We start from the raw sequence: 10,633 nt of genomic DNA on the forward strand, positions 1-10,633 counted from the left end.
AGTGTTTTACTGGAACCCTGCATTTGAATCATATCTTAATTTATAGCATTTTGTCCATGTTTTTTGGAGATAATGAAGAATACAGAGTATAATTGTAAGCATCGGTTGACGGGGATAGAATAATTGCAGACATAGTTATACACAAAATGTGAACATCTATGGATAATATGTGTATAACCATGTACAAAAACTCGTTTGTCCACAGACTTATACACAGTGTGTTAACAATCCGAATGTCTGTTCGGGGGATAACGGGGGAATCAACAATGGAAGACATGATGGCACATAAACACTGGATGCGTGCGGCCATGGAGGAAGCGAAGAAGGCAGAGGCTATCGGAGAGGTGCCGATTGGCGCCGTCATCGTGTGGGACGGGCAGATTATCGGCCGCGGCCACAATCTGCGCGAGACGACGCTCGATTCAACTGCTCATGCGGAAATGATCGCCATCCGGGAAGCAAGCAGCGCTCTGGGGGCGTGGCGGCTGCTGGATTGCACCTTATACGTCACGCTGGAGCCGTGTCCGATGTGCGCGGGGGCGCTTGTTCAATCCCGCTTGCCGCGTGTCGTCTACGGGACGGCCGATCCGAAGGCCGGCTGTGCCGGAACGCTCATGAACCTGCTGCAGGAGCCCCGCTTCAATCATCGGGTCGACATTATCGAAGGCGTGCTCCAGGAAGAATGCGGTACGATGCTGACCGATTTTTTCCGCCGACTGCGCAAGAAGAAATTGTAGCATCCGCCTGTGTTGGAGAGGCCCCGGAGGAATCTGCAAAAACTGCGATTATCATGGGCGGTCCGGCGCTTGATAGCCAGTTATTTACGGGTCCAGGGGGCATGGGCCTCCTTCGGCTACAATCCTTCTTCGCGAACCAGAGCGCGGATATGGCAAGGACACACCATATGCAGGAAGCAAGTTTTACGTGCCTCCATGACAAAAAACCGGCTCTCGTACATAAGAGCCGGTTCTCTTCTCGCTGTGTTATTAATGTCCAGCCAATATTTCCTCTAATTGGTCCATTGTAATGGCATCCGCTGGCTTGCCGATTTTGAATTCAACCGGCTTGTTAATGTTTGTATATTGGTTCGTCATCTCCCGTATGATTTCATTTCAAACGCCTTTTCAAATGCGCCTTCAACCACCGCTCTTGGAGTAGCCGCTTTGACTCCGCACCCCGTGATCATAAGAGCGCAGGCGAAAAAGATCGCCAACGCAGCCTGGTACCATCTTTTCATGTTTACGTTCAGCTCCCTATCCCATTTTGTCATCTCTAGATAACCTAATCCATATTAACCTATATGTATGAATTTGAATTAACCTATATGGATGAATTTGAAAATAGTTCTAAGGGAAAAATTGATAGTAAAGGGATGCGAAAAATGTCCTACTCCCTTGTTGCCTAATGAATATCTTTCTTTTTGAAGCGTCCGCCCTTCACGTCATGAATATTTCCGATCGCTAGAAACGCTTGCGGATCCTGCTCCTCGACGATGGACTTCAGCTTCGCTTCCTCCAGCCGGGTAATGACCGTGAAAATAATCTTTTTCTCATCGCCGGAAAAACCGCCTTCACCGTTCATGTACGTCACCCCGCGACCCAGCCGGCTCATGAGCACATCGCCGATGGCCTTATAGTTCTCGCTAATAATCCATACCGCTTTGGAATCGTTCAAGCCTTCTACGGTAATATCAATCATTTTGAACGCAATGTAATAGGCAATCAGCGAATACATCGCCCGATCCCAGCCGAATACGAAGCCTGCACTCGACAGAATGAACAGGTTGAAAAACATGACGATTTCGCCGACAGAAAAAGGCGTCTTTTTATTCAGCAAAATGGCTACGATTTCCGTACCGTCCAACGAGCCGCCGAAGCGGATCACCAAGCCTACGCCGATTCCTAAAATGATGCCGCCGAATACTGCAGCCAGAAATGTATTCTCCGTGAACGGCTGCACAGGATGCAGAAAAGCGGTGCTGAACGACATGACAGCGACGCCAAGCAAGGTTGACAACGCAAACGTTTTTCCAATCTGCTTGTATCCCATGATTAGAAACGGAAGGTTGAGAAGAAAGAGAAACACGCCAAGGGGCACAGATGTGACATGGGACAAAATAATGGATATCCCGGTCACCCCTCCGTCGGTAATCTGGTTGGGAACGAGGAATAATTCCAACCCAACGCCCATCATCACCGAGCCGAGCGTAATGAATATAATCTGGCGCAGCATCTTGGCTAAGCCCATCTTTGTATGCTGGTAAGACGGCTGCAGCGCCGCAACCGCAGGGTCTATTCCCGGAATGGACGCTGCCAACATGGCGTTGCTATTATGTTCTGTGCCGGCTTGCTTATCGCTAGTGCATTGCGCTTGCTCTGCAAATCCGAATTGTTCCTTTAGGGGGTCTGTCATCGCATTCACCTCTCTGTTATGTCGTAACTATTATTATATCGGAATAGAACACGGTTAAGTTGCGTTTGGTAAAAATTTTTTAATCTCAAGATTACTGGATCAGAAAACGGCCTCCTCCCAATAGGGAAGAAAGCCGTGAAATCACTGCGTATGAAGGCTTGCGATTTTGATAATAAGGTCAGCCCTCCGGGTTATTATGGCTTACATGATTGGCGGTCTTAACCTTCTTTGAACCCGACAACGGCTCTTGAATTCCTTTTCGGCCTTCCGCCTCATGATGGCGGACCGGCTGCTCTGCAGCGGGAACAGGGATTGACTTCGGCTTGCTCATTGAGAACCACGTTCCTTTCCAATGGATTTAATAATGCTCCAGATCGGTAGGCTTGTCATGATTCAACGCATCCTGGTGCCTCCGATCATTGCGATCCTGCTGAATCTGCTGAGCATGATGTGAATTGACCGGGGTGGTCTCAAGATCTGCTCTCACGTTGCGCAAATTTTTATCCCGATTTTGCTTGTCCATCCTTACCCTCCGTTCACCGTCGTATCGCCATGATGGGTCAGATCATGAAGATGCTGGGCGCATTCATGAATATGTCTCATGTAATCCTGCGCCATCTCCTGCACCGGTTGTATCCGTTCGTCGATATGCACGCCATCCCGCTCGACATCGATTAGCTTCAAATCAACCTCCCTTGAGTCGACATAGCTGCAGTGGAAGTCGAATGTATAGCTCTGACGCCCGTCGCTGTCGAAATGAATGAGAAATGCGTGTGGATTCGCCGCATCCGGCAGAACGGTCGCTTTGTTGCCCGGCTCTAATTTGTTCGTCAACGTTTGCTGCCATGCAGCCACAAGCTGATGCTGATCCACTTGTACGATATCATTGTCGTTCATGACCACACCTCCACTATTCCTTTACAGTGTGCGGCGCGGACCCCGATTTTATACTCTGGTGGACGTTTTTACTTGCCTTTAACCACTTCCGAATCAGTTTCAAGACACGTCTGTCGCTAATGCGCATCTCCACCAGCTTCATGAGCTTCTCATGATTGATGTTGTCGAAGTAGCCCTGGATATCGACGTCGACTACCCAATTCCCCTTGCGGTTGCCTGCTTTTCGGATACCTTCGAGCGCTTGCTTCACGCTTCGCTTCGGTCGGAATCCGAATGAGGATTCCTGAAAATCCGCTTCAAATATGGGTTGCACGACTAGTTCTACGCCGGAGGATTCTTCGCTGCCGCTCCAAGTTCCAAGCAGCTTCCATGGCCTTCGTCTAGTACGCCGAGACTCGGCTTCCTCTTTCCCCTCTTGCGAGGCCTTTTTGACGACGCGGCAGGATTCACTTCATGTTACGGCCTGGCAGGTTGCTCGCCCTGTCTCTAATAGGTACTTTTATCGATACGCTTCTACGCACGGATTTCACCGTACGCAGGTATCCAAGCTACGCGGAGGCTTGGCCCCTCCCGCGACCGGATCTTCACCGGCTAGAGGATGCGTGCTTTGCTGGGCACGCGTATACGCAAAAAAGCCTTTGCCGCGTCGGCAAAGGCTTCATTATCGTCGCTATAATGGCGGAGAGGGTGGGATTCGAACCCACGTGGGCTTGCACCCTAACGGTTTTCAAGACCGCCCCGTTATGACCGCTTCGGTACCTCTCCATTGGTTAACTGTCCGATTCAAGTCGAACATCCTGTATTATAGCATGATTGAATTTTTCACGCAAGTGCATGTATTTGGTTACGGAGTGAGTCGCTCCAATCCTCTCATATACGGACGAAGCGCATCCGGAATGACGACGCTGCCGTCTGCCTGCTGGTAATTTTCCAATATCGCCGCGACCGTACGGCCGATCGCAAGCCCCGAACCGTTGAGCGTATGAACGAACTCCGGCTTCGTCTTCTCATCCCGGCGGAAGCGGATGTTCGCCCGCCGTGCCTGGAAGTCCTCGAAATTCGAGCAGGAGGAGATTTCACGGTAGGTGCCGCTGCTCGGCAACCATACTTCCAAATCGTATGTCTTCGCCGAACTGAAGCCCAGGTCGCCCGTACACAGTGCCATAACGCGGTAAGGCAGCTTAAGCTGCTGCAAGATGCTCTCAGCGTGGCAGGTAAGCGATTCCAGCTCTTCATACGAGTCCTCCGGCTTCACCAGCTTCACCATTTCGACCTTATTGAACTGATGCTGACGGATAAGCCCACGCGTATCACGTCCTGCCGCTCCAGCTTCGGAACGGAAGCAGGCGCTGTATGCGGTATAATACCGTGGCAGATCCTCCACGCTCAGAACCTCGTTCCGATGCAGATTCGTGACCGGCACTTCCGCTGTCGGGATCAGGAAATAGTCTGTCCCTTCCAGCTTAAACAGATCCTCTTCGAACTTCGGAAGCTGTCCCGTCCCGATAAGGCTGTCCCGATTGACGATAAGCGGCGGCAAAATCTCTTCATAGCCATGCTGCATCGTATGTACATCCAGCATGAAGCTGATGAGCGCCCGCTCCAGACGCGCGCCAGCCTTCTTATAGAAGACGAAGCGCGAACCGGTTACCTTGGCGGCGGCTTCAAAATCAAGAATACCCAAGTCTTGAGCCACATCCCAATGCGCCTTCGGCTCAAAGGAGAAGAACGTCGGCTCGCTCCAGCGGCGAATCTCCACATTCTCCTCTTCCTTCAGGCCGACAGGAACGCTCTCATGCGGTACGTTCGGAATGGCCAGCGTCACCTCGACGATCCGGGCATCAATATTCCGGATTTCCTCGTCCAATTCCTTGATGCGTTCCCCGACCTGGCGCATTTCGGCAATAAGATCATCGGCCAATTCATTCTTCTTCTTCTTCTTCGCCACCTCTTGAGAGACGACATTGCGGCGGTTCTTCAACTGCTCCGCCTCTTGCAACATCTCTCTGCGGCGGGCATCAAGCTCTGGGAACTCCGCGATCATCTCTTTCGATTTGCCTCGCTGTTCCAGCGCTTGCTCTACCCGCGCAAACTCATTTCGCAATACCTTGGTATCTAACACTGCCGATTCCTCCTACTCATGCAGAAAGGGCTGTTGCCCCTTCTTCGAAGCAAGGAGCACCGATTCTGCCTCTATGACTGATTCATGAAAAACACCTTGCCCTGTTCCTTGAAGAAATCGAAGTAAAGGTGTTTTTTCATTACGTTCTATCTTTATCCTAATGCAATTCCACTCTGCTTAACCATATCGGCAAAATAACGATGAAGATGAACACCATCCGTCAGTTCCGGATGGAAAGAGCAGGCCAACAAATGGCCTTGTCTGGCAACGACAATCTCCTCGTTCATTCTGCATAGCACGTCCACACCGGGGCCGGCTTCCATAATAAGGGGAGCACGGATGAATACCGATCGTACCGGCTCATCCACCCCGATAATGTCCAGGTCGGTCTCGAAGCTCTCGCGCTGCCGTCCGAACGCATTGCGGCACACCGTGATGTCCATAAGCGCCAGATGCGGTTCTTCAGCCCCGCCCTGTCCGATGATCCGCTTGGCCAACACGATGAGTCCGGCGCATGTGCCGAAGATAGGCTTACCTTGGGTGACAAAAGCCCCGATCTCCTCCACGAAGCCGTATTTGCGTATCAGCTTCCCGATCGTCGTGCTCTCTCCGCCGGGAATAATCAAACCATTCACTTCATGCAACTGTTCGGGATGCTTGACGGCTAACCCGGTAACACCGATGGCTTCCAGGCTTCGCATATGCTCCCTGACGGCCCCTTGTAGGGCCAACACCCCGATAATCATTCCTGTTCCCTTCCTTCTTACCAGCCGCGATCCTGCATGCGCTCCGATGGCGCCAGCTTGGAGATCTCGATCCCCTTCATCGGCGTGCCCAGGTTCTTCGATACTTCCGCGATCAGCGTGAAGTTTTCAAAGTGGGTTGTCGCTTCCACGATAGCGCGCGCGAATTTCTCTGGGCTGTCGGATTTGAAGATGCCGGAGCCTACGAAGACACCGTCTGCGCCGAGATGCATCATCAGAGCCGCGTCAGCCGGCGTAGCGACGCCGCCCGCCGCGAAGTTGACGACCGGCAGCTTGCCGTTCTCATGCACCTCAAATAGCAGATCGTAAGACACTCCCAAATTTTTCGCTTCCGCATACAACTCGTCCTTCGACAAATTTTGGACTTTGCGAATCTGACTGTTAATCAAGCGCATATGGCGTACGGCTTCCACGATGTTCCCCGTTCCCGGCTCACCCTTCGTGCGAATCATGGCTGCCCCTTCGCGGATGCGGCGCAGCGCTTCGCCCAAATCCTTAGCTCCGCAGACAAAAGGCACCGTGAACGCGTGCTTGTCAATGTGATACACTTCATCCGCTGGAGTCAATACCTCGGATTCGTCAATATAGTCAGCGCCAAGCGCTTCCAACACTTTGGCTTCTACGTAATGGCCAATGCGGGCCTTTGCCATAACAGGGATAGAGACAACCATCATGACTTCCTCTACAATGGTAGGATCCGCCATTCGTGCGACGCCGCCTGCGGCGCGGATGTCCGATGGCACGCGCTCCAGCGCCATGACTGCCGTAGCGCCGGCCGCTTCCGCAATCTTTGCTTGCTCCGCGTTCATGACGTCCATAATGACGCCGCCTTTCTGCATTTCTGCCATACCACGTTTAACACGAGCTGTACCTGTCTCCACAATACCTGCCTCCCGCCATTTTCTAACGTTGATGCCCGGAGGATTCTTCAGCATTACGTGCTGCAGCCTATCGGGCGAACCGTAATGGTCTATCCACTTATTGTACATGATAGAACAAGGAATACTCAACCGGTTCCGTCGGTATTGCCTGGCCGGAACGGCCAAAACCGTCCTTTAGAACAAATTTCTGATGGATTGGAACAAATCAACGAAAAAATCCCCGATGGCCCGGAAAAATAACCGCCACCAGCTACCTTTTTCCACCTCTTCCGAGGCAATCAGATTCACGGTCTTCTTCTGCTCCAAGTCGTTGTCTTTGTACGTGAACGTAATCGTTCCCATTTTCTGCCCGTTCTTAATCGGCGCGACCAGTTCGTTGGCCGGAGTAAGCATCTGATCATGCGTAATTTTTCCTTCCGTTGTGGCCCCCTTCGCCACGACGAAATTTACGCCAGTCTCGGGCACAACAGGCACCTCAGTCGAGACGCCCTTCTTAATCGGAGCCGCTGCGATGCCATCCACCGCCTGCTTCGGAGCCACCACGGTCTGAACTTCAAAGTTGTTGAATCCATGATCAAGCAGCTTGGCGGTCTCTACGAACCGTTTTCCTTTGTCTTGGATATCGGTGCCCATGACGACAGAGATGAGGCGCATGCCATCTCGTTCCGCCGTGCCAGCGAAGCAATTCCCGGCTTCATCCGTATAGCCCGTCTTCATCCCGTCCAGGCCCGGATACGCGTACCGCTTGAAGTTCGGAATATCTTTGTTCGCTTCCAGCATCCAGTTCAGATTTTGAATCGGCGTCTCGTCACGCTCGCGGAACTTATATTCCTGGATCGTCGTGAAGTCCCGGAATTCTGGATGCTTGATCACAATGGCCCGCACGAGCTTCGCTACGTCCATGGCGGACATGACTGTCTCATCCGTGCCTTCCGGACGGAACTTCTCCGGCATATCCTCCCGGCCCAACCCGGTCGAATTGATGAAGTGCGCCGTCGTCATGCCCAGCTTCTTCGCCGTTTCGTTCATCAAGTTAGTGAACTCTTTCTCTGTTCCCGCGATCCGCTCAGCAAGCGCCACCGTGGCATCATTTGCCGATCCGATCGCCATCGCGATATATAGATCCCGAACCGTATGCTTATCCCCTTCCGCGAGGAAGATGCGCGAGCCCTCGGTCAGAGACGCATGCTCGGATGTCGTTACCTCTTCATCCCATGACAATTCCCCGTTCTGCACCTTCTCCATGACGATATACTCCGTCATCATCTTGGTCATGCTGGCCGGAGGCTTCGGGATGTTCGAATCAATATTTACAAGCACTTGTCCTGTGCTAGCTTCCATTAGAATGGCCGATGTTACTTCCAAGTTAAGCGAATCCTTGGTTGCCTTCCCCACAGACGCAGACTCGCCCTTATTCGCTTCGGCCTCCCCTTTCTCTGCCGTCTGTGCAGCAACTTCGGCAGCGACCATGCCAGCCGAAGGAAGTAGCGTGTAGGTAATTATCTGGCAAGCTATTGCATAAGCCACGATGCGTTTCCACTTGCCGTTTCTTGTCGCTTCTTGTAGTTTCAACACTATCGTCATCTCCTCTCCCATTGAATCCATATGTTATTCTATCACAGCGGAACAGGCAAAAAAAAGGCATGGGTACTGCACCCTGCCTTCTTTTATCGATAAAACGGGATATTAATATTTTACAAGGAATAATTTGGCGCCTCCTTCGTAATTTGCACGTCATGCGGATGGCTTTCACGAAGGCCGGCACCCGATATTTTGACAAAATGCGTATCGTTCTGCAGCTCTGTCAGATTATGAGTGCCACAATATCCCATGCCTGCCTTCAATCCGCCAATCAATTGGTGAATGGTATCAGCCAGCGGCCCTTTGTAAGCGACGCGGCCTTCAATGCCTTCCGGTACGAGCTTCTTCTCGTTGCTGCTATCTTGGAAATAACGATCCTTACTGCCTTGCTTCATCGCACCCAAGGAACCCATGCCACGGTATACCTTGAAGCGGCGGCCCTGATATATCTCCGATTCGCCCGGGCTTTCTTCCGTACCGGCAAGGAGGCTTCCCAGCATGACGGCCGATGCCCCTGCCGCGATAGCCTTTGTAATGTCGCCAGAGTACTTGATGCCGCCGTCGGCGATGACCGGGATGCCGTACTCGCGAGCTACCGTCGCACAGTCATACACCGCCGTAATCTGCGGAACGCCGATACCGGCGATAACCCGGGTCGTACAGATGGAGCCTGGCCCGATGCCGACCTTGATCACCGAAGCGCCCGCTTCAATCAGGTCGCGCGTCGCCTCGCCCGTTGCCACATTGCCCGCTACAATCGTCAGCTCCGGATACAGCTTGCGCAACTTCCGTACCGCTTCAATAATGTTGATGTGATGGCCATGCGCCGAGTCGACGACGATGACGTCTACGCCAGCTTGCACCAGGGCTGCCGCCCGATCGAACGTATCCTGGGAGATGCCGATTGCCGCGCCGCAGAGCAGGCGTCCTTGCTCATCCTTGGCTGCTTGCGGGTATTGGATTGCTTTCTCGATATCTTTTATTGTAATGAGGCCTTTCAACGTGTTCGTCTCGTCCACCAGAGGTAGCTTCTCAATCTTGTGCTGCTGCAGTATGATTTCCGCTTCTTGAAGGGTTGTGCCGACGGGCGCAGTCACCAGATTCTCATGCGTCATGACTTCCTTGATTTTAATCTTGTAGTCATGGACGAAGCGCAGGTCACGGTTCGTTAGAATCCCGACCAGCTTATACTGCTCGTCTACAATCGGAACGCCGCTGATCCGATATTTGGCCATCAGATGGTCCGCTTCTTCTACCGTGTGCCCAGGAGACAGCGAGAATGGATTCGTAATCACCCCGCTCTCGGAGCGCTTCACACGATCAACTTCTTCGGCTTGGCGTTCGATTGACATATTTTTGTGGATAATGCCGATTCCGCCTTCGCGCGCAATCGCGATCGCCAGCGGCGCTTCCGTTACGGTATCCATTCCTGCGCTAATCATCGGAATGTTCAACTTTACTTTGCTGCTCAACTGCGTAGATATATCTGTTTCCCGTGGCAATACATTCGATTTGCGAGGCACCAATAGCACATCGTCAAACGTTAGTCCTTCTTTTGCAAATTTAGACTCCCACACCAGTAAATTCCTCCCTTATTGTAAAGTTGCAATCAGCGGACAAACCCAGTAATGACGGGCTTGTCCGCTGATTGGAATATTCTCTCTCAAGATATTAATTGCAATCTTAGCAAAGCGCCTTACCCCTGTCAAGGATAGGTTGAAGGAATCCGGCTTTGACCCTGAACTATGAAGCGCTCGATAGGATAACCTTTCACCTAAGGTGACCCTTCCAGCTGATTCTATGCGTTAGGTGCATTCCGATGCAGTGGATGGATTTTCTTAATCATAGTACAGGGATTTCCTCCACACTCATCCGTTCACTTCGTTCTCTCCCCATATAGAAAAAAACCACCGACGAAAGTCAGTGGTCTCTGTCTGCTTGGCAGCGTCCTACTCTCCCAGGACCCTGCGGTCCAA

The 10,633-nt window shown here is 52.0% G+C and carries 11 protein-coding genes and 1 tRNA gene; 1 reads left to right on the forward strand and 11 read right to left on the reverse strand.

Annotation, left to right across the window (positions count from 1 at the left end; genetic code table 11):
- Positions 1 to 266 precede the first annotated feature (266 nt).
- Positions 267 to 737 carry a tRNA adenosine(34) deaminase TadA gene (gene tadA / locus PPOP_RS04415; protein WP_006284871.1) on the forward strand — a complete coding sequence of 157 codons (471 nt, stop codon included), beginning with the start codon at positions 267 to 269 and terminating at the stop codon, positions 735 to 737.
- A gap of 664 nt (positions 738 to 1,401) precedes the next feature.
- On the opposite strand, the gene PPOP_RS04425 is transcribed toward tadA, so the two are convergent.
- From PPOP_RS04425 to guaB, 11 genes are all read right to left on the reverse strand, one after another.
- Entirely contained in the window at positions 1,402 to 2,232 is an 831-nt protein-coding gene (locus tag PPOP_RS04425; RefSeq protein ID WP_422730614.1) for a YitT family protein, read from the reverse strand.
- A 358-nt stretch (positions 2,233 to 2,590) separates the two neighbouring features.
- Complete coding sequence (locus tag PPOP_RS04430) at positions 2,591 to 2,743, reverse strand: small acid-soluble spore protein P (protein WP_042227419.1); 153 nt, start codon at positions 2,741 to 2,743, stop codon at positions 2,591 to 2,593.
- Positions 2,744 to 2,770: 27 nt separating this feature from the next.
- The gene (locus PPOP_RS23300) at positions 2,771 to 2,935 is read right to left on the reverse strand and encodes a hypothetical protein (RefSeq protein ID WP_199898943.1); all 165 of its coding nucleotides are present in this window, start codon (positions 2,933 to 2,935) and stop codon (positions 2,771 to 2,773) included.
- 2 nt (positions 2,936 to 2,937) lie between these two features.
- Positions 2,938 to 3,309 carry a hypothetical protein gene (locus PPOP_RS04435; RefSeq protein WP_006284873.1) on the reverse strand — a complete coding sequence of 124 codons (372 nt, stop codon included), beginning with the start codon at positions 3,307 to 3,309 and terminating at the stop codon, positions 2,938 to 2,940.
- 13 nt (positions 3,310 to 3,322) lie between these two features.
- Complete coding sequence (locus tag PPOP_RS04440) at positions 3,323 to 3,622, reverse strand: reverse transcriptase domain-containing protein (RefSeq protein ID WP_042227421.1); 300 nt, start codon at positions 3,620 to 3,622, stop codon at positions 3,323 to 3,325.
- Positions 3,623 to 3,985: 363 nt separating this feature from the next.
- Positions 3,986 to 4,074: transfer RNA gene (locus PPOP_RS04445), tRNA-Ser, on the reverse strand.
- A 79-nt stretch (positions 4,075 to 4,153) separates the two neighbouring features.
- A complete protein-coding gene (gene serS / locus PPOP_RS04450) occupies positions 4,154 to 5,431 on the reverse strand; it encodes a serine--tRNA ligase (protein WP_006284875.1) in 1,278 nt (425 codons plus the stop codon).
- A 152-nt stretch (positions 5,432 to 5,583) separates the two neighbouring features.
- On the reverse strand, positions 5,584 to 6,177 hold the full coding sequence (gene pdxT / locus PPOP_RS04455; RefSeq protein WP_006284876.1) for a pyridoxal 5'-phosphate synthase glutaminase subunit PdxT: 594 nt from the start codon (positions 6,175 to 6,177) through the stop codon (positions 5,584 to 5,586).
- A gap of 17 nt (positions 6,178 to 6,194) precedes the next feature.
- Complete coding sequence (gene pdxS, locus PPOP_RS04460; protein WP_199898946.1) at positions 6,195 to 7,079, reverse strand: pyridoxal 5'-phosphate synthase lyase subunit PdxS; 885 nt, start codon at positions 7,077 to 7,079, stop codon at positions 6,195 to 6,197.
- Positions 7,080 to 7,250: 171 nt separating this feature from the next.
- On the reverse strand, positions 7,251 to 8,660 hold the full coding sequence (locus tag PPOP_RS04465; protein ID WP_199898944.1) for a D-alanyl-D-alanine carboxypeptidase family protein: 1,410 nt from the start codon (positions 8,658 to 8,660) through the stop codon (positions 7,251 to 7,253).
- A 110-nt stretch (positions 8,661 to 8,770) separates the two neighbouring features.
- Complete coding sequence (guaB, locus tag PPOP_RS04470; protein ID WP_006284879.1) at positions 8,771 to 10,234, reverse strand: IMP dehydrogenase; 1,464 nt, start codon at positions 10,232 to 10,234, stop codon at positions 8,771 to 8,773.
- Positions 10,235 to 10,633: the final 399 nt, after the last annotated feature.

Origin of the sequence: Paenibacillus popilliae ATCC 14706 (genome assembly GCF_000315235.1) — a bacterium.
Classification (GTDB): domain Bacteria; phylum Bacillota; class Bacilli; order Paenibacillales; family Paenibacillaceae; genus Paenibacillus_B; species Paenibacillus_B popilliae.

Bases quoted from the DNA above. Each gene is read 5' to 3' on its own strand.
- pdxT (WP_006284876.1), bottom strand. From the start codon at position 6,177: ATGATTATCGGGGTGTTGGCCCTACAAGGGGCCGTCAGGGAGCATATG.
- PPOP_RS04430 (WP_042227419.1), bottom strand. From the start codon at position 2,743: ATGAGCAAGCCGAAGTCAATCCCTGTTCCCGCTGCAGAGCAGCCGGTC.
- PPOP_RS04465 (WP_199898944.1), bottom strand. From the start codon at position 8,660: ATGACGATAGTGTTGAAACTACAAGAAGCGACAAGAAACGGCAAGTGG.
- PPOP_RS23300 (WP_199898943.1), bottom strand. From the start codon at position 2,935: ATGGACAAGCAAAATCGGGATAAAAATTTGCGCAACGTGAGAGCAGAT.
- PPOP_RS04435 (WP_006284873.1), bottom strand. From the start codon at position 3,309: ATGAACGACAATGATATCGTACAAGTGGATCAGCATCAGCTTGTGGCT.
- PPOP_RS04425 (WP_422730614.1), bottom strand. From the start codon at position 2,232: ATGCTGCGCCAGATTATATTCATTACGCTCGGCTCGGTGATGATGGGC.
- tadA (WP_006284871.1), top strand. From the start codon at position 267: ATGGAAGACATGATGGCACATAAACACTGGATGCGTGCGGCCATGGAG.